General features: G+C 71.3%; 23 protein-coding genes and 1 tRNA gene. 11 read left to right on the top strand and 13 right to left on the bottom strand.

Annotated elements, in window-relative coordinates:
- Positions 1-117 precede the first annotated feature (117 nt).
- A complete protein-coding gene (locus ACWCQ6_RS19410) occupies positions 118-963 on the top strand; it encodes an SGNH/GDSL hydrolase family protein (RefSeq protein ID WP_451090682.1) in 846 nt (281 codons plus the stop codon).
- 86 nt (positions 964-1,049) lie between these two features.
- On the opposite strand, the gene ACWCQ6_RS19405 is transcribed toward ACWCQ6_RS19410, so the two are convergent.
- From ACWCQ6_RS19405 to ACWCQ6_RS19380, 6 genes are read right to left on the bottom strand one after another with little or no spacing between them, the layout of a single operon-like run.
- A complete protein-coding gene (locus tag ACWCQ6_RS19405) occupies positions 1,050-1,928 on the bottom strand; it encodes an STM4011 family radical SAM protein (RefSeq protein WP_451090680.1) in 879 nt (292 codons plus the stop codon).
- 8 nt (positions 1,929-1,936) lie between these two features.
- Complete coding sequence (locus ACWCQ6_RS19400; RefSeq protein ID WP_451090678.1) at positions 1,937-3,298, bottom strand: STM4012 family radical SAM protein; 1,362 nt, start codon at positions 3,296-3,298, stop codon at positions 1,937-1,939.
- Positions 3,295-4,110: an STM4013/SEN3800 family hydrolase gene (locus tag ACWCQ6_RS19395; RefSeq protein ID WP_451090716.1), complete on the bottom strand. Its 816-nt coding sequence runs from the start codon at positions 4,108-4,110 to the stop codon at positions 3,295-3,297. The genes ACWCQ6_RS19400 and ACWCQ6_RS19395 overlap by 4 nt, the downstream gene beginning before the upstream one ends.
- A 37-nt stretch (positions 4,111-4,147) precedes the next feature.
- Positions 4,148-5,302 (bottom strand): STM4014 family protein, encoded by a 1,155-nt coding sequence (locus ACWCQ6_RS19390; protein WP_451090676.1) that lies wholly within the window; start codon positions 5,300-5,302, stop codon positions 4,148-4,150.
- On the bottom strand, positions 5,283-6,254 hold the full coding sequence (locus tag ACWCQ6_RS19385; RefSeq protein WP_451090674.1) for an STM4015 family protein: 972 nt from the start codon (positions 6,252-6,254) through the stop codon (positions 5,283-5,285). Before ACWCQ6_RS19385 ends, ACWCQ6_RS19390 begins: the two co-directional genes overlap by 20 nt.
- Positions 6,255-6,260: 6 nt before the next feature.
- Positions 6,261-7,217, bottom strand: coding sequence for an STM4015 family protein (locus ACWCQ6_RS19380; protein WP_451090672.1), 957 nt, complete (start codon positions 7,215-7,217; stop codon positions 6,261-6,263).
- A gap of 190 nt (positions 7,218-7,407) precedes the next feature.
- Between ACWCQ6_RS19380 and ACWCQ6_RS19375 the strand changes: the two genes are divergently transcribed.
- The gene (locus ACWCQ6_RS19375; RefSeq protein ID WP_451090670.1) at positions 7,408-7,734 is read left to right on the top strand and encodes a hypothetical protein; all 327 of its coding nucleotides are present in this window, start codon (positions 7,408-7,410) and stop codon (positions 7,732-7,734) included.
- A 114-nt stretch (positions 7,735-7,848) separates the two neighbouring features.
- On the top strand, positions 7,849-8,850 hold the full coding sequence (locus tag ACWCQ6_RS19370; RefSeq protein WP_451090668.1) for a DUF6745 domain-containing protein: 1,002 nt from the start codon (positions 7,849-7,851) through the stop codon (positions 8,848-8,850).
- Between the two features lie 65 nt (positions 8,851-8,915).
- Here the strand turns inward: ACWCQ6_RS19370 and ACWCQ6_RS19365 are convergent, their stop codons facing one another.
- The 3 genes from ACWCQ6_RS19365 to ACWCQ6_RS19355 form a co-directional block, all read right to left on the bottom strand.
- On the bottom strand, positions 8,916-9,506 hold the full coding sequence (locus ACWCQ6_RS19365) for a TetR/AcrR family transcriptional regulator (protein ID WP_451090714.1): 591 nt from the start codon (positions 9,504-9,506) through the stop codon (positions 8,916-8,918).
- 125 nt (positions 9,507-9,631) lie between these two features.
- Complete coding sequence (locus ACWCQ6_RS19360; protein ID WP_451090666.1) at positions 9,632-13,360, bottom strand: S8 family serine peptidase; 3,729 nt, start codon at positions 13,358-13,360, stop codon at positions 9,632-9,634.
- 158 nt (positions 13,361-13,518) lie between these two features.
- A complete protein-coding gene (locus ACWCQ6_RS19355) occupies positions 13,519-14,082 on the bottom strand; it encodes a carboxymuconolactone decarboxylase family protein (protein ID WP_451090664.1) in 564 nt (187 codons plus the stop codon).
- Positions 14,083-14,242: 160 nt separating this feature from the next.
- Here ACWCQ6_RS19355 and ACWCQ6_RS19350 point away from each other — a divergent pair, with 160 nt between their 5' ends.
- From ACWCQ6_RS19350 to ACWCQ6_RS19320, 7 genes are all read left to right on the top strand, one after another.
- A complete protein-coding gene (locus tag ACWCQ6_RS19350; protein WP_451090662.1) occupies positions 14,243-14,683 on the top strand; it encodes a PPOX class F420-dependent oxidoreductase in 441 nt (146 codons plus the stop codon).
- A 98-nt stretch (positions 14,684-14,781) separates the two neighbouring features.
- Entirely contained in the window at positions 14,782-16,023 is a 1,242-nt protein-coding gene (locus ACWCQ6_RS19345) for an MBL fold metallo-hydrolase (RefSeq protein ID WP_451090660.1), read from the top strand.
- A gap of 363 nt (positions 16,024-16,386) precedes the next feature.
- Positions 16,387-18,327 (top strand): ATP-binding protein, encoded by a 1,941-nt coding sequence (locus ACWCQ6_RS19340; protein WP_451090658.1) that lies wholly within the window; start codon positions 16,387-16,389, stop codon positions 18,325-18,327.
- A 7-nt stretch (positions 18,328-18,334) separates the two neighbouring features.
- Positions 18,335-18,769: a roadblock/LC7 domain-containing protein gene (locus ACWCQ6_RS19335; protein WP_072488891.1), complete on the top strand. Its 435-nt coding sequence runs from the start codon at positions 18,335-18,337 to the stop codon at positions 18,767-18,769.
- Positions 18,770-18,771: 2 nt separating this feature from the next.
- Positions 18,772-19,143 (top strand): DUF742 domain-containing protein, encoded by a 372-nt coding sequence (locus ACWCQ6_RS19330; protein ID WP_451090656.1) that lies wholly within the window; start codon positions 18,772-18,774, stop codon positions 19,141-19,143.
- Positions 19,144-19,507: 364 nt separating this feature from the next.
- Complete coding sequence (locus ACWCQ6_RS19325) at positions 19,508-20,131, top strand: GTP-binding protein (RefSeq protein ID WP_451090712.1); 624 nt, start codon at positions 19,508-19,510, stop codon at positions 20,129-20,131.
- A complete protein-coding gene (locus ACWCQ6_RS19320) occupies positions 20,128-20,715 on the top strand; it encodes a GAF domain-containing protein (RefSeq protein WP_451090654.1) in 588 nt (195 codons plus the stop codon). Before ACWCQ6_RS19325 ends, ACWCQ6_RS19320 begins: the two co-directional genes overlap by 4 nt.
- Before the next feature lie 12 nt (positions 20,716-20,727).
- Here ACWCQ6_RS19320 and ACWCQ6_RS19315 read toward each other — a convergent pair whose 3' ends face one another.
- The 3 genes from ACWCQ6_RS19315 to ACWCQ6_RS19305 all read right to left on the bottom strand — a co-directional run bounded on the left by ACWCQ6_RS19315 (position 20,728) and on the right by ACWCQ6_RS19305 (position 22,806).
- Positions 20,728-20,856 carry a hypothetical protein gene (locus ACWCQ6_RS19315; protein WP_451090652.1) on the bottom strand — a complete coding sequence of 43 codons (129 nt, stop codon included), beginning with the start codon at positions 20,854-20,856 and terminating at the stop codon, positions 20,728-20,730.
- Between the two features lie 279 nt (positions 20,857-21,135).
- Complete coding sequence (locus ACWCQ6_RS19310) at positions 21,136-22,038, bottom strand: transketolase family protein (RefSeq protein WP_451090650.1); 903 nt, start codon at positions 22,036-22,038, stop codon at positions 21,136-21,138.
- Positions 22,039-22,104: 66 nt separating this feature from the next.
- On the bottom strand, positions 22,105-22,806 hold the full coding sequence (locus tag ACWCQ6_RS19305) for a transketolase (protein WP_451090648.1): 702 nt from the start codon (positions 22,804-22,806) through the stop codon (positions 22,105-22,107).
- 126 nt (positions 22,807-22,932) lie between these two features.
- Between ACWCQ6_RS19305 and ACWCQ6_RS19300 the strand changes: the two genes are divergently transcribed.
- Positions 22,933-23,006, top strand: a tRNA-Pro gene (locus ACWCQ6_RS19300).
- A gap of 282 nt (positions 23,007-23,288) precedes the next feature.
- On the opposite strand, the gene fusA is transcribed toward ACWCQ6_RS19300, so the two are convergent.
- Positions 23,289-25,391 carry an elongation factor G gene (gene fusA, locus ACWCQ6_RS19295; protein WP_451090646.1) on the bottom strand — a complete coding sequence of 701 codons (2,103 nt, stop codon included), beginning with the start codon at positions 25,389-25,391 and terminating at the stop codon, positions 23,289-23,291.
- Positions 25,392-25,827: the final 436 nt, after the last annotated feature.

Raw genomic sequence — 25,827 nt, 5'->3', positions numbered from 1 at the left:
TTGCCGGTCGGCCTTATTCCTCCTTTGCCAAAACCTGACCGGGTGGTCTATCTCACCACCCGTCAACCCCTTATTACGGTCGCGTAGGTCACATTCGGCGGTGCAGGATGAGCGTTTGTGGCAGACGATTCGAGAAAAAATCAACGTGGCGTCATCAACCGACAGGGCGTCATCGAGTCGTACGCGGCGATTGGCGACAGCTTCACCGAAGGAGTCGGCGACCCCGGCCCGGACGGGACCTTCGTCGGCTGGGCGGACCGTTTCGCGGTACTTCTCGCGGACCAGCTCCCGGACCCCGAAGCGGCGACGGGCAGCGAGGGCTCCGAGCACGGCAATTTCAGGTACGCCAATCTCGCCGTACGAGGACGCCTCCTCGACCAGATCGTCGAGGAGCAGGTGCCGCGCGCCAAGGAACTCGCCCCCGACCTGGTGAGCTTCTGCGCGGGCGGCAACGACATCATCCGGCCGGGCACCGACCCCGACGACGTGGCCGAGCGCTTCGAGCGCGCCGTCGCCGAGCTGACCGGGGCGGTCGGCACAGTCATGGTCACCACCGGCTTCGACACCCGCGGTGTTCCCGTGCTGCGCCATCTGCGCGGCAAGATCGCCACGTACACCGCCCATGTGCGGGCCATCGCCGACCGCTACGACTGCCCGGTCCTCGACCTGTGGTCGCTGCGCTCCGTCCAGGACCGGCGCGCCTGGGACGACGACCGGCTCCATCTGTCGCCCGAGGGACACACCAGGGTCGCGCTGCGCGCCGCCCAGGTCCTCGGCATCGACGTGCCGGCCGACCCCGACCAGGAATGGCCCCCGCAGGCGCAGCGCGGCACCCTCGAAGTGCGGCGCGACGACATCCACTGGGCGCGCGAGTACCTGGTCCCGTGGATCGGCCGGCGGCTGCGCGGCGAATCCTCCGGCGACCACGTCGAGGCGAAGCGGCCGGACCTCCTGCCGCTCTAGGGTCTCTCGTCCGGATCGAGCCCGGCGCGATCCAAACGAACAGTCCCAGTCCCCGTCCGCACAGTCCCGCCGGACGTGTCCGAAACTCAGGCACGTCCGGCGAGCAGCGGGGGCGGCGACGCAGGTATCCGCTCCAGCACACCGCCCGCGAAGACGTCGTACAACGGCAGCGTCTCCAGATGCACATAGCCGATGTGGCAGTCGCAGACCGCCAGCGGACAGGCGCGCGGACCGAGGGCCCGGCGGTAGCTCCCGTCGTAGAGATTGCCGAGCTCGGCCGGGACGAAATGGCAGCGCCGCACGGTGCCGTCACCGTCCACCGAGATGACCGACTCACCCGTCCTGCAGGGCAGCCCGGCCGACCGGTGCGGATGGCGGCTGTACGGGAAGAGCGGGTCGATGGCCGTCCAGCGGTCCGCCTCCTCGTCCGTGTAGGTGTGGCCCTCCGCCGCGTTCACCCAGAGATAGACCTCCTCCGGCAGCGCGGCGCGCAGCCGCCGCGCCTCGTCGAGATGGTCGTCGAGCCCGACGACACCGACACTGTGCCGGATGCCGAGCGCGGTCAGCTCCCGGCACTTGGTGAGGAACCGCTCGTACGGCGTCTGCCCCGGGTGGTACGTGCACCACAGCGCGATCTTCTGGCGGCCCGCCTCACCGGCCTCGGCCAGCCACCCCGTACGGCTGCTGATGTTGGTCTGGATCGCGACCCGGCGGATGTGCGGCAGCTGCGCCAGCTCGACCAGCGCACGGCGGTACCAGGAGCGGACAAGCCCCTCGCCCCACGGCGTGAAGAGCACCGAGACCCGGTCACCGGTCTGCGCCGCGGCCCACGCCGTGAACCGCTCCAGCGCGGCACGGTCGGCCCGCAGCTGCTCCCGGCTGTCGCGCCGCTTGGCGAACGGGCAGTACGGACAGTCGTAGTCGCACGACGCGAGCGGGCCGCGGTAGAGGATCGTCAGGTCCACGGGCACGCTCACTTCAGCTCGTACGCGGCCATCGCGGCCCGCACATCGGGGGAGAACAGCTCCGGTCCCAGCGCGTCGGAGTGGGCCAGGCCCTCGGGGGAGAGCCGCAGCAGCCCGGACGCCCCGGCCGACGCGTCGAGCCAGCCGCGCGTCTCGAACCGGGCCAGCTCAAGGGGGAAGTCGTCGGCCGGCGAGGTGCCGAACCGCTCCCGGTAGTCGGCCAGTCGCAGCCCCTCCGCCTGGAGGACCGACTGCAGGAGGTGACGCCGGCGCGCCTCGTCGCCGGCGACGTACCGCCCGACCTCCGCGCGGGAGAAGTCCTCGGTGGCCGCGTAGCCGTCGATGATCGCCCGTACCTCCCGCATCTCCACCGCGTAGTCGAAGGAATAGTGCAGCTTCGTGGTGTACGAGCGGGCACCGCATCCCAGGCCGATCATGCCGTCGGTCTGGCACGCGTAGTCGTCGGGGCCGTCCGTCCGCGGGGTGTCGGCGCGGCGGAACATCCGCATCGAAACCTGCTCGTAGCCGTGGGCCAGGAGATGGTCCCGGCCCGCGCGATACAGCCGCAGCCGCTGCTCGTCCCAGGCCGCGTCCGCCGACGCCCCGCCGTCCGCGTCGAGCCGGCCGAGACCGGTCAGCGGGCGCACGTACAGCGGGTAGAGGTACAGCTCCTCCGGACGCCAGCCGAGCGCCGCGTCCAGCGAGGTGAGCCAGCTTTCCTCGGTCTGCCCGTCGATGCCGTAGATCAGATCGATGTTGAGGACCGGGACGCGGGCATCGCGTATCCGGTCCAGCGCCGCCTCCACGTCGGCCCGCCGCTGCGGGCGCACCGCGGCACGCGCCTCCGCCTCGACGAAGCTCTGCACCCCGATGCTGACCCTGGTCGTACCGCGGTCGGCCAGGACGGCCAGCCGGTCGGCCGTCGCGGTCGAGGGCGACGTCTCGACCGACAACGGGACGGCCCGCAGATCGGCGCCCATCCGCTTCTCCGCGATGTCGCAGAGCCGCTCCAGCTCCGCCGCGGTCAGGAACGTGGGCGTACCCCCGCCGAAGGCGGCCGCGGCGAAACGCACCGGCTCCTCGTCGCCCAGCGCCTCCCGGACCGCGGTGGCCTGCCGGTCCAGCGCGTCGAGATACCGGGTCGTCAGCTCGCCCGGTGCGCCGATCCGGGTGAAGAGATTGCAGAAGCCGCAGCGGACCTCGCAGAACGGTATGTGCAGATACAGCGAGAGCGCGTCCTTGCGCTCGGCTGCCCACAGCTCGCGCAGCGCCGGCCGGCCGACGAGCGGCCGGTAGGCGGTCTTGTGCGGATAGGCGTAGACATAGCTCTGATACGGCCGGGTGGCCGGCGCGACGGTCGTGGTGATCATGGTGCGATGGCCCCCGGTTCCAGGAAGAAGTGCGCGTACGGAACGGTCCAGACGGACTCGTGGCCGAGCCGGTGACCGGTGTAGCCGTCGTCCCCGTACGCCGTGCCGTGGTCCGAGCAGACGATGGCGAAACAGCGACGGCGGCTGCTGGCGGCGGCGAAAAGCCTGCCGATATGGGCGTCGACGTACTCCAGGGCCGCGGCGTGCGTGTCGCGGGAGTCGCCCGCCTCGCGAGTGGCGCCCGGCCGGTGGAACCAGTTGGGCTGATGGAGGGCGGACACATTGACGAAGAGGAACAGCCGCTGCTCCTCGGGGAGCCCGGCGACGACCTCCTCGGCACGGGCCACCTGTGCCTCGAAGGAGATGGGAGACGCCACGCCGAACTCCGGCTCCCAGTGGCTCTCCTGGAACATGCCGGGCAGCACGGAGCCGAGCGGCGCCTGCTTGTTGAAGAAGCCGACACCGCCGATGCACACCGTGCGGTAGCCCACGCGGGCAAGACCGGAGAGCAGATCCGGCGTGTCGAAGACGAAGGTGCCCGAGGCGGTGGACTCACTGCCCGCGAACCGCGCCGCGAACAGCCGGGGGTGCGGCCCCTGGCCCGCCGGGGTGGGCAGGAATCCGGCGAAGATCGCCTGGTGGGAGGCGTAGGTGAAGCTTCCCGGTGCATGCCGCTTCTCCCAGACGCCGCCCGGCAGATGGCGCGCCAGATGTGGGATGCGGCCCGCGGCGGCGAGTTCCGCCGCCACGTCGTGGCGCAGGGTGTCGAGGGTGACGAGCAGCAGATCGTGGCTGCCCACGATCTCGCTCATGTCCGGGTTCCGGGCGTCCATGGGGGCGCGCGGGGTGTCAGGCAGTGGCGGTTGCACGGTGGTTCCTTGCTGTGTTCATTACGGCGGCGACCTGCGCCGCATAGGTGTCCAGGCCCTCGGCGCCGCTGCCCGGAAGACCGGTCAGCCGCGGCAGGAGGTCACCGAAGGCGTTGACCTCGCCGACGGCGAAGCGCCGCCAGCCGGTCGCGGGCAGCAGATCGACGCCCACACACAGGGTGTCCGGGAAACACTCCGCGGCCCGTTCGCACGTGGCCAGGGCCTCGCTCCAGCTGCCGCCCGCCGCTTCGACGGCAGCGCGGACCTCGTCGAGATCCCCGCGCTCGCCGCCGAGATGGAGGTTGGTCATGGGGGAGCGGCTGGTGCGCACCACGGCGTGGGTGGCCCGGCCCGCCACCACCACGACCCGCAGATCCGTCGCCCGGCCCAGCCGGGTGGCCTTGGGCAGCCAGCGCTCGATGTGCAGCCCGTCCGGTGCGAGCGCGTCCACGAGCGCCGCGACCTCCCGCTCCGTCGTGACGCGCCGCACCCGCAAGGAGTTGAAGAGCCGGCCCGACGCGTCCCGCTCCACCGATGTGGTGGCTCTGACCCGGCCGGGCCCGGCCGTTTCCACCGCCAGGACCCCCGAGGCGGACGAGCCGTGCGCGAGCTTCACGAACACCCTGGGCAGGCCGTGGTCCGCCATCCGCTCCCGGACGTCCGCCCAGTTCCGCACCACGGGCGCTGCCGCGCCCGAGGTCGGCGAGGCCGGGACCGGCACCCCGGCGCCGTCCAGCACGGCATGGCAGAGCCGCTTGTCGAACAGCACCGCCACATCGCCGGGATCGTCGAGCAGCACGGCACCGGCAGCGGCCGCCGCGCGCGCCACCTCCCGCACGGCCGCGGTGAAACGGGCGTACCAGAGTGCCGTCCCCTCGACCCGGGTCGGATCCCCGACCGCGCGGAGCCGCCGCTCCAGCTCGGCGTCCTCACCGGGGGAGTCCATCCGGACGGTCTCGCCGGGCAGGAAGCCGGCCTCGCCGTGCAGGACATCGAGCCAGGACACGACACGCACCGCCGGCAGCCCGGCTCCGCGCACGGCGTCCTGGAAGAGCGTGACCCGGCGGTTGCCGGGCACACCCACGACGGCGAAGCGCGGCAGCGGGCCGGCCGTACTACTCGCCGACAGCGACATAGCGGTCGATGTCCTCTTCCGGATCCCAGTACTCGACCTCGTCGATCTCGACGTTCACCCGGTCCGGACCGAGGCGGTCCCTCAGGCGGTCCACCAACGGGTCGCTCATGTAGTGGTGGTGAAGATCCAGCGAGGTCAGGTGGGTGAGCGGCTGGCCCGAGAGCAGCGCTTCGGCGCCTTCGTCCCCCAGGGTCCCCATCGAGAGGGAGAGCGTCTCCAGCTGGGCGACGACCGGGGCGGAGGCCACGGCGGCCGCTATCTCGTCCTGGATCTCGCTGTTCTGCAGCCCCAGATGGCGCAGGGCGGGGAACGTCGCGCCGGACAGCAGCGGGGCGAGGTCCTCGACCTCGGTGTCACCGCCGTACTCGGTGACGCCGAGCCAGAGGTCGAGGCGCTCCAGCGCGGGCAGCTCGGAGGCGCCGATCGCCCGCACGATCTCGGACGGAAGCCCGCCGGACTCGAACCGCAGCGACTTGAGCGACTTGTGCCGCACCGGCCGCAGACCGAGCGAAGGCCGGTCGGAGACCGGCTCTCCGCAGCCGCGAACCGTCAGCTCCTCCAACTGGCCGAAAGCTTCGACCACCGGCGTCACGTCGCACATCTCCAGCCACGACACCTCGCACTCCTCGCTGACGACGTCGGCGAGGAAGAGCGCCCGCAGGGCCGGGAAACGGTCGGCATGACCGACCAGCAGATCGACGACCGGGGCGAAGGACTCGTACTCCTCCTGCCACCAGGGGCCGATCAGCAGGGCCCGCACCTGCGTCGTGTCGACGGTCTCGACGAAGTACCGCCACAGCGGGCCGAACGTCAGATCGCCCTGCCAGGCGCTCTCCAGCCGCCACGCGACCGAACCGGCCTCCGGCAGCGGCGTGCCGGAGGCCCGATCGGGACCGGGAAGGGTGTGGACGGGCAGGCCGTGAAACGACTCGGGGTGTTCGATGTCAGTCACGGGGCGTCACTCCGACGCCGAGGTGTAGCGGCCTTCGACGCCGCGGTCGCCCCAGGGCTTCTCGCGCTCCGACACATCGACCCGCACGCCGTGCGGTTCCAGCGCCTCGGTGATCCGGCGCTCCATCGGCTCGGTCATGAAGTGGTGGTGCAGATCGAGCATCTCGAGATGGGTCAGCGGCTGGCCGTCCAGCAGCGCCACCGCGCCCTCGTCGCCCATGGTGCCGTTCGACAGGTCGAGGACACGCAACTGCGCGACGACCGGGGCACTCGCGACGGCCGTCGCGATCTCGTTCTGCAACTCGCTGTTGCGCAGACCGAGATGGGTGAGCCGGGGGAAGCGGGTGCCGGAGAGCAGTGGGGCCAGGTCGGCCACATCGGTGTCTCCCCCGTACGCGGAGACACCGAGCCAGAGGTCGAGCCGCTCCAGCGCGGGCAGCTCGCTGTCCAGGATGCCCCGGATCACCTCGACCGGCAGACCGCCGGTCTCTATGGTCAGCGAACGCAGCCGCTCGTGCTTCGTAGGGGAGAAGACCAGGTCGGTGCCGCCGCGCACACCCAGTTCCAGCAGACCGGGGAAGGCCTTCAGCAGCGCCGTGACATCCGACTGCTCGATCCAGGAGATCTCGTTCTCCTCCGAGATCATGTCGCCGACGAAGACGGCCTCCAGCGAGGTCAGCCGGTCGGCCGCGGCGATGATGAGATCGATCGGGTAGGACGAGTCCTCCTCGTACGACTCGCCCCACTGACCGACGATCAGTGCCCGCACCCCGGCCGGGTCGACCGCCTTCAGGAACGCCTGGAAGGCCTCCTCCCAGGTCATCTCGGAATCGTCGTCGTACGGATCGACCGAGATGCGCCAGGCTGCCGCATCGGCGGCCTGCACGGGCGGCTCACCCGTCGCGTGCTGGAAGTCGACAGTGGGAAGGCCGAGCAACTCGTGCAGATGGTCCACACCGGACATGACCATGAGCTCCTGGTACTGGGGAACGGCTGATGCCCACAAGGTCTATCAAGCCGCACTGACAGCCGGTCGACCGGGACCGCCGCGAAGGGTCGCCGGCCCGGCCGGCCGCCGGTCGATTGTCAGACCCTCCACGTAGCGTTTTCTCCGTGGCCGGCACAGCGGGTGCGGCCATCGAGGGGAGACGTCTGTGTACCGGCAGGGCGATGTACTGATCGTGTCGTTGGAAGAGTCGGCGGTGCCCGCGCATCTCGTGGACGCGCCGGGTGAGCCGAGGGACGGCAAGGGCCGCATGGTCCTTGCGCTGGGGGAGGTCACCGGCCATGCCCACGCGGTCCAGGGGCCGGGCCGGCTGATGCGCGAGGCGGGGGCGTTCGGGCCGATGCTGCTCCACCTTCCCGAGGGCGGCCGGGTGGTGCACGAGGAGCACGCGGCGATACCGCTGTCGAAGGGCTGGTACCGCGTGGTGCGCCAGCGGGAGTACACACCGGGCGCGGTCCGCGTCGTCGCGGACTGAGGCGGCCGGGGAAGGGGCCCGAAGGCCCCGCGGCGCACCGGATCACCGTGGCGCACGGCGCGCCACGAACAACACAGAACACAGAACACAGAACACAGGGGACGGGGAAGACCGATGCAGTACGTGGACTCATGGCGGGCCGTGGCAGCGGCGACGGGCGCGGCAGACCGGTCCGCGGCCGAGGACGGGCTGCGGCTCGCCTATAGCAGCGCAGGACTCGCCGAGCCGGAGCGGATCGTCTGGGTCGACTCGCCCAGGGCCGCCGTGGAGGCCGTCGAGAAGCTCGTTGACGCAGGACGCTCGGTGCGCGACGAGGTGCGGACCCGGCCCTGGGCGCAGGAGCGTCGCCGGATGTACGACGAACTCGGCCCGGCGGGCTGGTCCGCGCTCTGGTCCGCCACGGGCGCACAGCTCTGGGAGACCACCGCGGCACTGGCCGAGCGGATCAGGGCCGGTGTCGTCGCGGATCTCGCCGAGCGCCCCGAGGACGAGTCCGACGTCCGGCTGGTGCTGCTCGACGCAGTCCTGGGCCAGCACGACGCGGCCTGGCTCGCCGCCTTCGACGGCCGGGGTGACCGGCTCGACGGCCTGGCCGAGGTGGCCAGGCACGCGGGCTGGTGGTGGCCCTACGAGCGTGTCGTGGTGATCAGCGAGCGCCCGGAGGCGTTGTACCGGGACGAGGCGGGACGGCTCGACCGCGGGGACGGACCGGCGCTCGCCTACCGTGACGGTTTCGCCCTGCATGCCTGGCGCGGCATGCCCGTGCCCGCCGAGTTCCTGGACGAGCTGAACTCCCTCACTCCCCAACGGATACGCGAGGAGGAGAACGCGGAACTGCGCCGCGTGATGCTGGAGTTCTACGGCTACGACCGCTACCTCACCGAGTCCGGCGCCGAGCCGGTCCACCGCGACGAGACGGGCGTCCTCTGGCGCATCGCGATGGACGGCGACGAGGACGTGGTGATGGTCGAGGTGGTCAACTCCACCCCGGAGCCGGACGGTACGCACCGCGTCTACTGGCTGCGGGTGCCGCCGAGCACGAGGACCGCGAAGGACGGTGTGGCGTGGACCTTCGGACTTCAGGGCGACGCGTACGCACCGGTGCGCCAGACCTGACCGCCGCCGGAGGCCCGGACCGCGCGGCGGGACCACCGCCCGGACCGGCATCGGGGCGGGCGGGGTCAGGCCGTCAGTGCCTCGTGGTCGATGCCGAGTTCGCGGGCGAGTGCCTCGTCGGTCCAGGCCAGCATGGTGGCCCGGGAGAGCGGACCCGCGTACGACGTCTGCTGGACGGCCAGGCCGTCCAGCAGGGCGGTCAGCCGCCAGGCCGCGGACATCGGGTCATCGCAGTGGAACTCACCGGCGGCGGCGCCCTCTTCGATGACCTCGGCCAGTTCGGCCTTCCACTGCTGGTCGAGATCGCCGGCCACATTGCGCAGCACCGGATCGCGCAGCGAGGCGGCCCAGGCCTCGATCCACAGCCGCCAGCCCTTGGCCTGACCCGTCGGCGCGTACCAGCGGACGGCGGCGCGCAGCCGCCGTACCGCGCTGGTGCGGCGGCCGAGCACCTTGCGCAGCTGGGCGAGGTCGGCCTCGGCGGCATGCGCGAACGCAGCCGCGACCAGCTTCTCCTTGGTCGAGAAGTGATAGAGCACGAGTGCGTTGCTCACTCCGAGCACGGCGGCCACGTCGGCGATCCGTACCGCCGCGACGCCCCGTACCTCGATCTGTTCGACGGCAGCGCGCAGAAGCTCTTCACGTCGTTCCGCCACGCTCAACCGCACTCTTGCCACGGCGTCACCCTAACGAATATGCCACGCACGGGAAGACCGGGGGGCGGAGCGTCCACGACCCCGCCCCCCTCTTCAACCGGCGCTCCCGGCGCCGGCCCGCACCATCAGCACCAGATGTCGGCACAGCCGGAGTTGTAGGCATCGATCAGCGTCTCCGTCAGCGAAGCGCCCGAGGCGTCCGTGACGGTGGACCTCAGATCGACCTTGGCCGTCCCGAGCGCCGGCACGGTGACCTTCCACCGGCCGTCCGCACCACGGGCCGCCCGGGCCGGCTTCCAGTCGGTGCCGTCCGTGGCGTACCAGACCCTCAACGAGGCGATGGGCAGCGCCTTCCGGTCGCCCTGTGCGGTGAGACCGACCGTGTAGTCCAGCGGCTTTCCGGGATCGGCCGCGTTCTCCCCGGAGAGCGGCAGCCGGTAGTCCAGGTCCAGCAGCCGGGCAGGGACGGCCGACTTCTCGTGCCCGGAACGCAGACGCCATTCGCTGGTGACCCTGGTCCCGAGCATCCAGGTCACCGGATCCGGCGATGTACGGGTGGCGTCGACGGCGAGCCGGTACCAGCCCTTCTCGCGCGGCAGGTCGAACGTGGCGCGTCCCGGTGCGGCATTGCGGGCCAGCACCTTCCCGCTGTCGTCGGAAAGGACCGTGCTCCCGCTGTCCGCGCCCGGCGCCGTCTCGGCGCGGTGCCCGGCCGCGTCGGAGAACAGCGGCAGCGCCACCTTCAGTTTGTCGCCCTCCCTGACGACCTGTGCGGTGCCGGCCTGCCGGCCGAGTGCCGGGTTGAAGGGGGCGGACATCCAGTCGTCCCGGTACTCGCCGCGCGCCCGGTAGACGGTGGGTGCGCCGACGAGCGTGCCCAGCGGATAGACCAGGTCCCCGACGTAGTACTGGTAGTGGAAGGTCGCCGTCGTCCACGCCACGCCGGGGGAGAAGTAGAGCCGCTGCTCCGACGGCGGACGGTAGCGGGTCACCTGCTGGTTGAGCGTCAGTCCGTGCCAGGTCGTCCAGGCGTACATGGCCTTGGGGTCGGACGGGTTGCCGTGGGTGCGCTGTGTCGTGCGCACCTCGGCCAGTTCGGACCGCCGGTCGAACCATTCGGCCCCGGCAGGGACCCGGCCGTCGACCGAGTGGTGCAGATAGTAGGCGTCCGCCCCGGTGCTGACGCCGTTCAGAGTCAGTGTCAGGGGCCCCTGGGCCAGCCGGTCACGCAGCCCGGGCACACTGGCTCGATCCAGCCGGAGTACAGGGGTGGGCCGGTAGACGGAGAGGCCGTAGCCGACGTACATGATGGCGGCCGTTCCGGCGTCGGTCAGTTTCTGGTAGAGCCCGTTGTTGAACGAGGAATTGTTGGACGCCGGCGTCCACAGCACGATTCTGCCCTTGAGATCCATCGCAGCCGGATCGGTGTCCGCCCCGGTGCCGATGTCGACGACCTCCCCGGTCGCCGTGCCCAGCCACCTGTAGATGCTGTACTGCGACAGCAGCAGCTTCAGAGCCTGCGGGGAGGAGCCGGGCTCGTGTGCATCGACCTCCCGCTGCTGCCAGCTCAGCCCGCCGAAGAAGGTGAGTCCGTCCAGCGGACCGCCGGTGGTGGGTACGGCCTCGACGCGGTACTGACCGGCGGAGCTCGGCGCGACGAGTCCGCTGTCCGTGGTGTCCGAGCCGGTGCCGATCCGCGAGGCGATCCCGGTCGCCGACTGGAGGGACACCCGGGCGGACCCGTCGTCCACCCCGATCCGCACCGGCTCGGCGCCCTCGGTGTCCAGTGCGACCGAGGTGTCCCGGTCCATCGTCACCCGTCGGGCGAAGTGGATCGCCGTGGTCCCGACGACGGTGTCGTCCACTGTGTCGTACTCCCATGTGTGGCCGAGGACCCGGTAGCTGCCGCGCGGCAGCGTCACCTTCTTCTGCACGGTGCCGGTCAGCCCGATCAGCTGGGACGCGCCGGTCCGCTCGTTCTGCAGGACCACACCTGTCGAGGTGGCCTCGCTGCCCGCACGGGGCGCGGGGCCGGTCAGCGTGAGGATATGCGTCTGTGGGGCGGCCTGGATCGAGACGGGTACGGTCGCCCGTCCGTGCCCGGGCCAGGACGCGGTCACGGCTCCGTCGTACGTCGTCCCCGGCTCGACCCGGGAGGGTTCGAGGGCGACCGTCGAGACGGCCGAGGACCGCGCGGGCACGGTCAGCGTCCGCGCGCCGAGCCGTACCGCGCCGTCCTGCCCCGCCGAGAGCGTGAGCCGCACGGGCTTGCCGGTGGTGTTCGTCCAGGTCAGCTTGCGGCTCTGCGGCTCGGCGGAGCCGTTCGGGTACGTGGCCTCGGCCGCCAGCGTGGCGGGTTCGGCGACCACCGCGGCGGACAGCGCGGCCGGTACGTCGACAAGGCCCGAACCGGTGTCGCCGACCGTCGCGCCGTCCACCCGCGCCGCGCTGCCGATCAGCGCCGCCTTCAGCCGGGGGCCGGACCAGTCGGGATGCCGCTGGGCCAACAGGGCGGCGGCGCCCGCCACATGCGGGCTCGCCATCGACGTACCGGAGAGCGAGGCGTACTGCTCGGTGACGGCGGCGTCGTCCAGGGTGCCCGCGGCGCGCGCGGCGACGACGTCGCTGCCGGGGGCCGTGAGCTCCGGCTTGACGGCGGGCCGGCCCTGGCGCGGTCCGCGCGAGGAGAACGGCGACATCGCGCCGGACTTGGTGACCGAGCCCACGGTCAGGGCCGCGTCGGCGGCGCCGGGCGCGCTGATGGTGTGGTCGCCGGTGTTGCCCGCGGCGATGACGAAGAGCGTGCCGTGCTCCGCGGAGAGCTTGTCGACGGCGGCGGACAATGGGTCGGTGCCGTCGGAGGCCATGCTCTTGCCGAGGCTCAGGTTGACGATCGCGGCGTCCTGGTCCACGGCCCACTGCATGCCGGACAGGACCCAGGAGTCGTAGCCGTAGCCGTTGTTGTCGAGCACCTTCCCCTCGACGAGTTCCGCGTCCGGCGCGACTCCTGCGTACCGGCCCGCGGACGCGGCCCCGGAACCGGCGATGATCGAGGACACATGGGTGCCGTGGCCCTGCATGTCCTGGACGTCCCCGTCCCCGGTGAAGTCCTGCGAGGCGACGACGGCGTTCTTCAGATCGGGATGGCTCCGGTCGTAGCCGGTGTCGAGAACGGCGACCCTCGCGCCCTCCCCGGTGATCCAGGCCCGGTGCGCCCGGTCGGCGCCGATCTGCGGCACGGACCTGTCGAGTGCGGCCCGCACCCTGCCGTCGAGCCAGACCTTCCCGATGCCCTGGTCACGGGCGCGTGACGGTGTGCCGAGCTGTTTCCAGACGGTCCCGGCCGACTTCTTGGGCACGTCCAGCGCTGAGGTCCCGACGGTCGGGAAAGCTGCGGCGACGCGTGCTCCCTTCGGGGCGGCGGGGCTCGGCGACTCCTCCGTGGCGCCGCCGACGAGGATGCGCAGCGAGTCCGTCTCGGCGTCCGCGTAGCCCGAGGCGGCGAGTTCGGTCACGTCGAACAGCCGTTGGTCCACCCGGCCGCGGGAGATCTGGCCGATGGCATCGATCGGGACGGCGTACTCGTGGCCGCCCGCCCGGAAGCGGGTGAAGCCCATGCCCTCACGGCCGGCACCGGGCACGATCGAGCTGATCTGTAAGGCGTTCCCGCGGCCGGCGTACGTCACCACATCACCGGTCAGCAGGGTGACGCTGCTGACCCGGCCGGCCGTTGCCGGGGGGACGGAAGGGTCGGTGAAAGCGGGGCTGTGGTCGGCGGCGGCAGGCAATGTTCCACCGGTAAGGGCGGCGGCGAGCGCGGTGGCGCAGACCGCCATCCATCTGGTCCGTCTCATTCTCACCTCGTGAACTCGTCGGTTCTCAGGGGGTGGTGAGGTGAGAATGTCAGGAGCATGGCGAGAAGGGGCTGGGTGCGGGCTGGCGGGTAGCTGTCATGGCAGCTACCCGCCGCACCGGCCGGGGGAGAGACGGAAGTGCCGGCCGGGCTGCCGGGTCAGCGGTTCGCGGGGCGTTCCACCTCGCACCGGTCCTTGAAGCCCTGACTGGTCAGGCCGAGAGCGGAATTCGTGCGGGAGCGCATGTTCTCCACCGCGACCATCGTCGTGAGCTCGACGAACGCCGCCTCACCGAGCGCGGCCCGCAGCCGCTTTGCCAGTTCGTCCCCGACCTCCGGCGGGGTGAGGCTCATCGCCTCCGCGTACTTCATGACATCGCGCTCCAGCGGGGTGTACAGCTCGCTCTCCCGCCACACCGGCACATCGCGCAGCTTGCGTGCGTCCATGCCGTGGCGGTGGTTCTCCCAGTAGCCGAAGTCCATGCACCAGCTGCAGCCGATCGTGGCCGCCGACGCCATCACGGCCAGCGCCTTGAGCTGCGCGTCCAGCTTCTTCCAGCGGCCCACCGACAGCTCGAACCGGGCCCCGGCCCACAGCACCCCGGTGTGGTGGGCAGAGGCTCTCAGCGGATCGATGACCTTGCCGTACGCACGGTTCGAGTACCACGACACGGCACGGAAGAGGAGGGAACGGGGCGGGTCGAGCGGGATTCGGGCGGTCATGGCCGGTCTCCTTCGGTACGGCTCCGGCGCCCCGGGCGGCGCCGTGGGGCGCTGCCCGAGGGCTGCTTGCACCGGTGTGACGGACGAGGGGTCCTCGGATGTGACATCGCGATCCGGCCGGATGCGGAATCCTGCGGCGGGCACGGACGTTGGATCCGGCATGACGGGATTCGACGCACGGCAGGAAGCGCTGCTCGGGCTGCTCGCCGAGGAGAACGGAGGAGTGCTCGTGACGCTCAGGCGGGACGGCCGGCCCCAGCTGTCCAACGTCAACCACTTCTACTACCCCCAGGAGCGCATCGTCCGCGTCTCGATCACCGACGACCGGGCCAAGACGAAGAACCTCCGCCGCGACCCCCGGGCGAGCTACCACGTCACCAGCGCGGACCGCTGGGCGTGGACGGTCGTGGACGCCACCGCCGAGCTGTCCCCGGTCGCCACCGATCCGCACGACGCGACGGTGGAGGAGCTCATCGCTCTCTACCGCGACGTCCAGGGCGAACACCCCGACTGGGACGACTACCGCAGCGCGATGGTCCGAGACCGGCGCATCGTGCTGCGGCTCCACATCGACCACGTGTACGGGCAGCCGCGCGGCTGACGCGGCCCGGTCCGGGCGTCGGCGCCGCGGGCCTTCCACCTTCGCGCCCCCGTACCCCCTGCCCATAATGAGACGAACCGACTCCCCCAGGAGATGCTGTGACCGGCGCTGCCCCCTTGCCTCCGCTCCGCACCCGGCTGCGTTCGCTGCGCCCCGCAGCATTCGGCGCTGACCCGGGCGGTGCCCGCATGGAGCGCATCCGCCGCTCGCCCAACTTCGCCGACGGCGTCTTCCAGAACCCGGTGGGGGCGCGGACCAAGCCGTCCGGATCCGCTTTGGAGTTCGCCAAGGTCTACTTCCGCAAGGAGGAGCGGGCGCGCCGGGCACCGGCCGGCACCGTGCCGGTCCACGCCACCACCTACGCCGATCTCGCCGAGATGCCCGCCACGGGGCTGCGGCTCACCTGGATGGGCCATTCCAGTGTGCTCGCCGAGATCGACGGGCGACGGGTGCTCTTCGACCCGGTCTGGGGCGAGCGCTGTTCCCCCTTCGCCTTCGCCGGACCCAAACGGCTGCACCCCGTCCCGCTGCCGCTCGCCGCCCTCGGGCCCGTGGACGCGGTGGTGATCTCCCACGACCACTACGACCACCTCGACCTGCCGACGATCAGGGCCCTCGCCGGCACGGACACGGTGTTCGCCGTCCCGCTCGGTGTCGGCGCCCACCTGGAGCGGTGGGGCGTCTGCGCCGACCGGATGCGTGAACTGGACTGGAACGAGACCACGAAGATCGCCGGGATCGGCCTGACCGCCACCCCGGCGCGTCATTTCTGCGGCCGCGGCCTGCGTAACCAGCAGCACACGCTCTGGGCGTCCTGGGCCGTCGCCGGTCCCGAGCACCGGATCTACCACAGCGGTGACACCGGCTACTTCCCCGGCTTCAAGGACATCGGCGCCGAGCACGGCCCGTTCGACGCGACGATGATCCAGATCGGTGCCTATTCCGAGTACTGGCCCGACATCCATATGACACCGGCCGAGGGGATGCGGGCCCATCTGGATCTCCAGGGCGGCAAGCCGCTCGGGGTGATGCTGCCGATCCACTGGGCCACCTTCAACCTCGCCCCGCACCCGTGGGCCGAGCCGGGCGAGGGCACCCTCGCCGCAGCGCAGGACGTGGGTGCCCGGATCGCGTTGCCCCGGCCCGGTGAGCCCTTCGAACCCACGGCGCGGACCATGCCTTCCGAGCCCTGGTGGCGCGAGGTGGCTCCGCAGCCGCTGGAACGCAGGCCTGTGGGCGCGGCCCGGATCACGGACCCGTCTGCCGATCCGGCGGACGGCAAGGGCTGCGAGCCCGAGGGTGCGGAGGCGGACCACGCCGAGGTGGCGCCGAGCGCGTAGCGGCGTACGGATCATGTGGGGGACATCAGACGGCTCGGCCCGTCCGGCAGGACCGGACGGGCCGAGCCGTTTCCCGTGTTCAGGGGTTTCGCATCCGTAGGCCGTTCGGGTGCCCGCCGATCAGGTGTCAATGCGGTCGTAATCGGTCAACCGTGCGAGCGCTCATACCAGGGCGGGACGGATGGCGGGCAAGTTCGACAACTGCCCGCCGCACCCGTGTGATTGACGACTACCGTGTGTGGCCGGTGATCAACGGTGGGCTCATGACTTTCGAGCCTGCCCGACCGAAGAACCGAGCCTGGACCACCGTAGGTGCCACCGAATGAACGCCGATTCCAGGTGCCCCACGTACCGAGGACACTGATGTCTCAACTTCGCGCACCCGAAGCGCGACCGGAACGCCGAGAGGGCGGACGGCACGGCCGACCGGGTGCCCGTTCCCACTCGGCCACGGGCAGGCCGCGCGCCGCCCAGCCGTCCCCCGAGGCGCGTATACGCCCCCAGATCCTGCGCACCGCGGTGCTGCCGACCCTCGCAGCGGTACTGAGCGGAGCCGCAGCGGTCATCTTCACCGCCCGCTCCACCGGAGCCCGGCCCCCCACCGAACTCTGGACCGTGCTGGGCGCGGCCGGTGCGCTGGCGCTCGCCTCGGTCCTGGCCGCGTACCTCGCCGCCAACCGCGTCGCCACTACGGTCTTCGGACGCTGCCTGGCACTCCGCCGCGCCAGCGCCCAGGGCCAGGCCGAGCTGCGACAGGTGCTGGAACAGCTCCGCAACGGCGAACCGGTGACCGCGCGCAGGCCCACCGAGCCCGCCGCCCCGGGCAGCGACGCCTTCGAGCTGCTCGCCCAGGAACTCGGCCGCCAGCAGGAAGCAGCCGTGGCCGCGGTCGTCCAGGCGTCCCGGCTCTTCGACCACTCCGGCGAGGACCAGAAGGTCGAGGTCTTCGTCAATCTCGCCCGCCGGCTCCAGTCGCTGGTGCACCGCGAGATCCAGCTCCTCGACGAACTGGAACACGAGGTCGAGGACCCCGATCTGCTCAAGGGTCTCTTCCAGGTCGACCATCTCGCCACCCGCATCCGCAGGCACGCCGAGAACCTCGCCGTCCTCGGTGGCGCCGTGTCCCGGCGGCAGTGGAGCAACCCGGTCACCATGACCGAGGTACTGCGCTCGGCGATCGCCGAGGTCGAGCAGTACCCCCGGGTCAAGCTCGTCCCGCCGATCGACGGCACGCTGCGCGGCCACGCGGTGGCCGACGTGATCCATCTGCTGGCCGAACTGGTGGAGAACGCAACCGTGTTCTCCGCACCGCACACCCAAGTGCTGCTGCGCGCCCAGCAGGTCACCGCCGGACTGGCCCTTGAAGTGGAGGACCGCGGGCTGGGCATGCCGGGCAACGAGCAGAAGCGGATGAACGCCCTGCTCGCCGACCCCGACCAGGTCAACGTGGCCCACCTGCTCCAGGACGGCCGGATCGGCCTGTTCGTCGTCGCGTCACTGGCCCGGCGGCACGGCATCGCGGTCCGGCTGCAGAGCAACATCTACGGAGGCACGCAGGCCGTACTCGTCCTCCCGCAGTCCCTGTTGGGCGTCGACGGGGATGCCCCGGCCGCGGAAGGCGCGGCCCCGGTCCCGCCCCCGGGCCCCGTACACCGTCCACCGGCCGAGGCCGAAAGGGGCGGCCGGCACAGGCCGAACCCGAGCCTGAGCCCCGGCCCGGACTCCGCACCGGGTCCGCAGCCGAACACCGGACGTCAGCCCTATGTGCCCAGCCAGCCGCTGCGCCTGCACCAACCGCCCCAGCAGGCACAGGGCCAGGGCGAGGCACCACCGCTCCCGCTGCGCTCCGAGCACCTCGACCGCCCCACCCCGGCCGAGGCCCGTCCCGGAATCCGTTCCACGGACGACGGCCCCGACGCACTCCACTCCGAGCCCGGAGTGGTACGCGGCACCATGGGCCGGCCCCAGCTGCCCCGGCGCGCCAACCAGGAGCACCTGGTCCCGCAGCTCAGGGCGGCACCGGCCCCGCGCACCGAGGACGAACAGACCCTGCACGACCCGGGGCTCGTGGCCGCCTTCCGACGAGGCATCGAACTCGCCGAGGCCCGCAGCGAGTCCGAGGCCGACGCCGCCCCGGAACCTGACACGAGCCCGGAGGCAGCGGCAGCCCCGCAGTCCCGGCCCCCGCTCGCACCGCTGCCGGTGCGCGGGCTCACCGCGACCGTCGCCCCGTACCCCTCGGCCCCGGACCAGGGCGCGGCCCCGGCCGACGACCACCTCGATACGAACACCTCCAAGGAGTAGATGCACCATGGCGACCGATATGCCGTCCGGTCAGGTCTCGGACCTCGACTGGCTGCTGAGCGGGCTGGTCCAGCGCGTCCCGTACACACGCAGCGCGGTTCTCCTCTCCGCCGACGGGCTGGTGAAATCCCTTCATGGCATGGACGCCGACAGCGCCGACCACATGGCGGCGCTGGCCGCCGGCCTGTACTCGCTCGGCCGCAGCGCGGGCGCGCGCTTCGGCGACAGTGGCGAGGTACGGCAGGTGGTGGTCGAGCTCGACTCGACCCTCCTGTTCGTCTCCACCGCCGGGTCAGGCACCTGTCTCGCCGTCCTTGCCGGACGCGAGGCGGACGCGGCCGTACTCGGCTACGAGATGACCATGCTGGTCAAGAGCGTCCGGCCCTATCTGATGACGCCGGTGAGACAAGCGGCCGGGACACCCGGCGCCACGGGGCTGTGAGGGTGTCGGTTTCTCAGGAGGGGCCGCTGCTCGACGACGCGGCCGGCCGGCTCATCCGCCCGTACACCGTGAGCAACGGCCGTACCCGTCCGACGGCCGTGCTCGATCTGCTCTCCCTGGTCATGGCCACGGGGACCGAACCGCAGATACATCTCGGCCCCGAGCACTCCGTCGCGCTGGGGCTGTGCGGCGGTCCCACCTCGGTGGCCGAGATCGCCGCTCACCTGCGGTTGCCCGCAGTCGTCACCAAGGTGCTCGTCTCCGACCTGGTCGACTGCGGGGCAGTGACCGCGCACCCGCCCGCCTTCCATGACATGCCCACCGACCGATCTCTGCTGGAGGCAGTGCTCGATGGCTTACGACGACAGCTCTGACGGCTTCGGCAGCTCCGCCGCGTACGAGAACAACGCAAGCGCCGAAGGCTTCGGAAGCCACGGAAGTCACGGCCGCTACGGGGACACGCAGAACTACGGAAGTGCGGAGGATTACGGGGCCGCGCAGAACTACGACTACGGCTACGGGGAGAGTCCGGGCTACAGGCACGGTGACGCGCAGGGCCACGGGGATGTTCCGGGTTACGAAGCCGGGTCGGGTTACGAAACCGGGCGGGGCTTCGAATCCGGGTCGGGTTACGAAGCAGGGCGGGGCCACGCCGACGTTCCGGGTTACGAAGCCGGGCAGGGCTACGAATCCCGGCCGGACTTCGAATCCGAACCCGCCCACGTCGACCGCGGCGGCATCCCGGACGTCTCCGGGGCCGCAGGCCCCGCCGGCTCCGAAGGCTTTCCCGTCGCGCTCAAGGTGCTGGTGGCGGGCGGGTTCGGCGTCGGCAAGACGACATTCGTCGGCGCGGTCAGCGAAATCGCACCGCTGAGCACGGAAGAGCTGCTGACCCAGGTCAGCGCCGCGACCGACAGCCTTGAGGGCATCGAGTCCAAGACCGCGACCACCGTGGCGATGGACTTCGGCCGCATCACCCTCGACGAGCAGCACGTCCTCTATCTGTTCGGAACCCCGGGCCAGGAACGCTTCTGGTTCATGTGGGACGAGCTCTCCCAGGGGGCGCTGGGAGCGGTCGTGATCGCGGACACCCGTCGGCTTGCCGAGTGCTTCGCCGCCGTCGATTTCTTCGAACGGCGCGGCATCGGATTCATCATCGCGGTGAACGAGTTCGACGGCGCCTACCGTTACGCGCCGGAGGAGATCAGGGCCGCCCTCGACCTGGGGCCGGACGTACCGGTGGTGCTCTGCGACGCCCGGATCGCCAGCTCGGGCACCGGGGCGCTGGTCACGCTGGTTCAGCACCTGATCAACGTCACCTCGGCGCCGGCTCCGCTGACCGGCTTCGGAGCCCGCCCATGACCCGGAACGCCACCGGTCGCATGCTGCTCACACCCGTCGACAGCGATGCCGTCGTCCGTACCCAGCGGCTGAGGACGCTCGGGCTCGGGGAACGCGCGGACGCGTCGTTCGACAACTTCGACGCCTTCGCCGACCGGGTGGCCGAGGTGACCGAAGTGCCCTTCTCGATGGTCAACTTCATCGACGGCAACCGGCAGTTCTTCGCCGGGCTGCACACTCCGGCCGGCACGCACAAGGGCTCCGACCTGGGTGCCGCGGCAGCGGGCAGCAGTCGCAGCGGCCGATACGTCGCGCTCGACCGCGGCTACTGCCCGCATGTCGTCGTGCGGCGCAAGGCGCTCGTGCTGGAGGACGTCTGCGACTACCCCAGGTTCGCGGGCAATCCGGTGGTCGACGACATAGGCATCCGTTCCTATCTCGGCGCACCCCTCATCGACCGCACGGGCATCGCCCTGGGGGCAGTCTGCGCGGTCGACACCGTGCCCCGCCCGTGGGGCAGGGCGGGGCTCGACACCATCAAGTCGCTGGCCCTGGAGCTCGTCGGGCACATCGACCAACGGGAGGGGAACAGCATCGGAATCTGACTCCGGCGGCGGTCAGACCTCGACCGTCGTCCCGTCCAGGAAGGTCAGCACCGCCGAGTCCGCGCCTGCCCGCACCCGCACCGCGTCGCGCAACGTCTGCGGATGCAGGGGTGTCCCGAGAGAGGGCGACGAGCGGCGCATGGACGCTCCGCCCGCCCAGGTTCGGCCTGCTGCGGAGACACGGAATCGCCTAAGGCGGCCCGTACGCGTCGGACTGGACGTCACACGCCACTGCGGCCCCTTCCCGTACCGCCGTCCCAGCCGTGCAGGGCGGTCACGGCGCTGCTCGGACCGTCGGCCGTGCGCGCGCGAGTGCCCAGTCGGGCCCCGACAGGGCACGCGATGGCCGCGCGGTGCTTCTGGCGCCTCCGGTGCGGGCCGGGGGAGAGGCGGCCCCGGCCCGGTGCTGCTCCTCCCCGGTCAGCGGTGGAGGAAGGCGCCGATCCGCTCCCGCAGTCCCCGGGCGTCCAGGCCGTGTGCGGCGAGGTGCTCGTCCATCTCCCCGTACTTGCGCAGCTCGGCCCGCGCCACTCCGAGCCCCAGCACGCGGTGCGGCAGCTCGGCGAGCGCGTCATTGGCGGCGGCCGTGGAGGTGCCCGCCAGATACGGCTCGACGATCACCACATCGGCGACCCCGTGACCGCCGACCGCCCGTCGTAGCCCGGCCCCGTCGAACGGGCGCACCGTCGTCGCGTACAGCACCGTCACATCGAGCCCGTCGGTCGCGGCGAGCACATTGTCGAGCATCGGCCCGACCGCGATCACCGCCGCGCCCGTCCCTTCCCGTACCGTGGTGAACCCGGCCCCCATGCCGACCGGCCGCGCCCGGTCGTTGGACTGCGCCGACAGGCGCACATACACCCGGCCGTCCCCGGCCGCGGCCTCCCGCAGCAGCGCCTCCGCCTCGTCCGGGTGGCCCGGCACATGGACCGTCCAGCCGTCCAGGGTGTCCAGGAGCGCAACATCGCCCGGCGACATATGGGTGAACCCGCCGGCCGGCCAGTCGTACGAAGCTCCGGCGCTCACCAGCACCCCGCCCACTGCCTGGTGGCCGAAGTCCAGCTTGACCTGCTCGAACGGCCGCTCCACCAGAAAACTGGCGAAGGTGTGCACGATCGGCCGCAGCCCGGTGAGCGCCATCCCGGCGCCCGCTCCGACCAGCAGTTGCTCCCTGATCCCCACATTGACGACCCGGTCCGGATGCGCCCGCTCGGCCCGGTCGAAGCCGGCCCGGCTGATCTCGGCCAGGACCAGCGCGAGGCGCGGGTCCTCGTCGAGCAGCTGTGACGTGGTGGCGATGAAGCGGTCACGCATCGTATCCATCTGAAGTGTCCCTCTCATGTTCTCTTCGGTCCTCGCGGCGGCACCTGTCCGGTACGGTCCGTCGGTTCAGTCCTTCGGGTCGACGCGTGCGATCACGGCCCGCGGCCGTCCGGGGTGCGGCGCCGTGAAGGCCGCGTACAGCGCCTCGTGGTCCCGTCCGTCGACGGTGCCCACCGACCAGCCCGCCGCCTCGAACCGGGCCGCGATCCCGCCGGGCCGGGCGTACGAGGCCGACGCGTTGTCGATCACCACGGTGTGCAACTGCTCCAGCCCGGCCGGGCCGGCATAGGCGAGCGCTTCGTGATTGCTCCCCTCGTCCAGTTCGGCGTCCCCGATCAGCACCCACACCCGCGGATCGGTGAGCCCCTGCGCCCGCAGCCCGAGCACGCTCCCCACGGCCAGCGGCAGCCCGTGCCCCAGCGACCCGCTCCCGATCTCGACTCCCGGCACCAGCGTCCGGTCCGGATGGTGCCCGAGCGGCGAGTCGTACGCCCCGAACTCCGACAGCAGCTCCTCCCCGAAGAACCCGTGCGCCGCCAGGACCGCGTAGTACGCCATCGGCCCGTGCCCCTTGGACAGCAGGAACCGGTCACGGCCGGGCGCGTCGACGGTGCCGGGCGTCACCCGCAGCACCCGGTCGTACAGCACCCAGAGGGCGTCCAGGGTGGAGGTCGCCGCGGGACCGTGCTTCTCGTCCCCGGTCATCAGGCTCATCAGGCGGTTCATGTCGCGGTAGTCGCGCTTTGGTGCGGCAGTGGTGTTCGTCATGGAACAAGCGTTGAACATCAAGCTTGGTTGAGGTCAAGCGGTAAAGGTGTTCGTGACCACCCGCCCGAGTGCGGTATTGTTCTCATGCGCGTTCGGCCAGGGGGAAACCCCAGGTCAGGCGGGCATCGGGACGTGGCGCAGCTTGGTAGCGCACTTGACTGGGGGTCAAGGGGTCGCAGGTTCAAATCCTGTCGTCCCGACTTTGAAAGTCGGAGGTCAGGGCCTTGTTTCACTTCGGTGAGCAGGGCCCTTGATCGTTTTTCTGTGTGAACGACAGGTCGCTGTGCCCGGCTCACATCGACGCCACGGTGCCCCGGCACTCTCTTGTTCACCGCCAGGACAGACAGGCGTGCCGCACATCGTGCAGCTGCGTCTGCCGCGCCTCGGCCCCTCGGTGTTTCCACCGCGTGCCCGGTACGGGATGCCACCGACGATTCGGCCCAGCCGGTCCCGCCCGCGGACGGGCGGGACCGGCTGGGCCGCTACCGGGCCGAAGTCCCCGGGGAAACCGGCTTCGGCGCCGGGGCGTAGCCGGTGGGGCGCGAGGTGAACGTTCCCCGGCCCTGGGTCCGGCTGCGCAACCGGGTCGCGTAGCCGAACAGCTCCGCCAGCGGCACGGTCGCCGTGATCACCGCCGTGCCCGCCCGGGTGGTGGAGCCCGAGACCCGGCCGCGCCGCGCCGCCAGATCGCCGAGGACCCCGCCCACGGCGTCGTCGGGCACGGTGACCGTGACCTCCGCCACCGGCTCCAGCAGCACCATCGCGCTCGCGCGCAGCGCCTCGCGGAGCGCGAATCGGCCCGCCGTGCGGAACGCCATCTCCGAGGAGTCCTTGGAATGGGTGGCGCCGTCGGTCAGTGTGACCCGCAGTCCGGTCACCGGGTGCCCGCCCAGGGGGCCCTCGGCCAGCGCGTCCCGGCACCCGGCCTCCACCGCACGGACGTACTCCTGCGGCACCCGCCCGCCGACGACGGTCGACCGGAACTCGAAACCGGCATCGCCGCCGTTGCCGGCGAGGTGATCGTCGGCCTCCAACGGTTCCGCGTCGAGGACGACATGGGCGAACTGTCCGGCGCCCCCGTCCTGCTTCACGTGCCGGTACACCAGCCCGGACACCCCGCGGGCGACCGTTTCCCGGTACGCCACCTGCGGCCTGCCGACGCCGATCTCCAGCTCGTGAGCACGCCGGATCTTCTCCACCGCGACCTCCAGATGCAGTTCCCCCATTCCCGAAAGCACCGTCTGCCCGGTCTCGGGGTCGGTGCGGACCCTGAGTGAGGGATCCTCCTCGACCAGCCGCGCCAGCGCCGTCACCAGCCGTTCGGTGTCGGTGCTCCGGCGGGCCTCCGCCGCCACGGAGACGACCGGGTCGGCCGAGACGGGTGGTTCGAGGACCAGGGGTGCCGCTGGGGCGCACAGCGTGGCTCCGGTGCGGGCCGCCTTCAGCCCGATCACCGCGACGATGTCCCCGGCCACCGCCGTCTCCACGTCCGAGTGCCGGCCGGCCTGCACCCGCAGGATCCGTCCGATGCGCTCGTGGCGCCGCGTCCCCGCGTCCAGCACCGTGTCCCCCTTTCTGATCGTTCCCGAGTACACCCGCAGAAAGGCCAGCCGTCCCGTGGCCGTCGAGTTCACCTTGAACACCAGCGCGGCGAACGGCGCCGCCGGATCGGCGGCCCGCTCCTGCACCGCACCGTTCAGCGTGCCGCGCACCGCCGGCACGTCCAGTGGTGAGGGCAGGAAGGCCACGACGGCCTCCAGCAACGGCTCGACCCCCCGGTTGCGGTAGGCCGAACCGCACAGCACCACGACGGCCTCACCCGTGCGGGTCAGGTCGCGCAGCGCGGCCGTCAGAGTCCGCTCGGAGACCGAGGACTTTGCACAGAACTCCTCCAGCGCGGCCGGATGGAGCTCCGCCACCGTTTCTTCGAGCAGCCGCCTGCGGCGCTGCGCCTCTTCGCGCAGCCCGTCCGGGACCTGCCCCTCCTCGTAGGTGTCGCGGCCTTCGGCCCAGATCAAGGCGCGCATGCGGAGCAGATCCACCACTCCGGTGAAACCGTCCTCGCTCCCGATCGGCAGCTGGACCACCAGTGGGACGGTGTGCAGCCGGTCCCTGATCGAGGCGACCGCGGCGTCGAGGTCGGCCCCGGCACGGTCCAGCTTGTTGACGAAGGCGATCCGCGGCACCCCGTGCCGGTCGGCCTGCCGCCACACCGACTCGCTCTGCGGCTCGACACCCGCGACGGCATCGAACACCGCTATCGCGCCGTCCAGCACCCGCAGCGATCGCTCCACCTCGTCGGAGAAGTCGACATGGCCGGGGGTGTCGATCAGGTTGATCCGGTTACCGTCCCAGGTACAACTCACCGCGGCGGCGAAGATGGTGATGCCGCGGTCGCGTTCCTGGGAGTCGAAGTCGGTGACGGTCGTGCCGTCATGGACCTCACCCCGCTTGTGGACGGCGCCGGTGAGATAGAGGATCCGCTCGGTGACGGTGGTCTTGCCCGCGTCGACATGAGCGAGGATGCCCAGATTGCGAACGGCGTTCAGCGGACTGGTGGGTTGGCGGTGGAGTTCGGTACGCACGGCCCATGGCCTTTCGGAGTGATCCGGAACGGGACGGCGCGATTCCCGGACGGACCGGCCTGCGATCAGGCCGGGCGAAGACCCCGGACGTGGAGCGTCGCACCGATGGGCTTCCGCCCGGTCGTGTCGACGCCGGGCGGTGCGGGGTCAGTTGTTCGTCGCGGGGGACCGGTACGGGCCGCGCAGCCTGCACCGGGCGCACGTAGACACCAGGATCACCTCGTACCGCGACGGGGGAACGACGGCAGCGGTGCGGTAGCGCACGGCCGGTCTCCCCCCACTCGTCACGGTGCGCGCCGCGGAGCTGCTGCGGCGTGCGATTCGTGGCGAGTGTAGTGAACCCGAGTACGGGTGGGGAATCGGTTTTCGAGGCCGTCGCTGATGAGAGAGTGGGGTGTACCGCACCTCTGTTCCCTTCCTTTCCCTCATTCGTGGA

The organism is Streptomyces sp. NPDC001880, assembly GCF_053594575.1.
This window is presented reverse-complemented; position numbering and strand designations above follow the sequence as displayed.

Bases quoted from the DNA above. Each gene is read 5' to 3' on its own strand.
- ACWCQ6_RS19400 (WP_451090678.1), bottom strand. From the start codon at position 3,298: ATGATCACCACGACCGTCGCGCCGGCCACCCGGCCGTATCAGAGCTAT.
- ACWCQ6_RS19395 (WP_451090716.1), bottom strand. From the start codon at position 4,110: ATGAGCGAGATCGTGGGCAGCCACGATCTGCTGCTCGTCACCCTCGAC.
- ACWCQ6_RS19390 (WP_451090676.1), bottom strand. From the start codon at position 5,302: ATGTCGCTGTCGGCGAGTAGTACGGCCGGCCCGCTGCCGCGCTTCGCC.
- ACWCQ6_RS19380 (WP_451090672.1), bottom strand. From the start codon at position 7,217: ATGTCCGGTGTGGACCATCTGCACGAGTTGCTCGGCCTTCCCACTGTC.
- ACWCQ6_RS19370 (WP_451090668.1), top strand. From the start codon at position 7,849: ATGCAGTACGTGGACTCATGGCGGGCCGTGGCAGCGGCGACGGGCGCG.
- ACWCQ6_RS19360 (WP_451090666.1), bottom strand. From the start codon at position 13,360: ATGAGACGGACCAGATGGATGGCGGTCTGCGCCACCGCGCTCGCCGCC.
- ACWCQ6_RS19355 (WP_451090664.1), bottom strand. From the start codon at position 14,082: ATGACCGCCCGAATCCCGCTCGACCCGCCCCGTTCCCTCCTCTTCCGT.
- ACWCQ6_RS19350 (WP_451090662.1), top strand. From the start codon at position 14,243: ATGACGGGATTCGACGCACGGCAGGAAGCGCTGCTCGGGCTGCTCGCC.
- ACWCQ6_RS19340 (WP_451090658.1), top strand. From the start codon at position 16,387: ATGTCTCAACTTCGCGCACCCGAAGCGCGACCGGAACGCCGAGAGGGC.
- ACWCQ6_RS19335 (WP_072488891.1), top strand. From the start codon at position 18,335: ATGGCGACCGATATGCCGTCCGGTCAGGTCTCGGACCTCGACTGGCTG.
- ACWCQ6_RS19320 (WP_451090654.1), top strand. From the start codon at position 20,128: ATGACCCGGAACGCCACCGGTCGCATGCTGCTCACACCCGTCGACAGC.
- ACWCQ6_RS19315 (WP_451090652.1), bottom strand. From the start codon at position 20,856: ATGCGCCGCTCGTCGCCCTCTCTCGGGACACCCCTGCATCCGCAGACG.
- ACWCQ6_RS19310 (WP_451090650.1), bottom strand. From the start codon at position 22,038: ATGGATACGATGCGTGACCGCTTCATCGCCACCACGTCACAGCTGCTC.
- ACWCQ6_RS19305 (WP_451090648.1), bottom strand. From the start codon at position 22,806: ATGACGAACACCACTGCCGCACCAAAGCGCGACTACCGCGACATGAAC.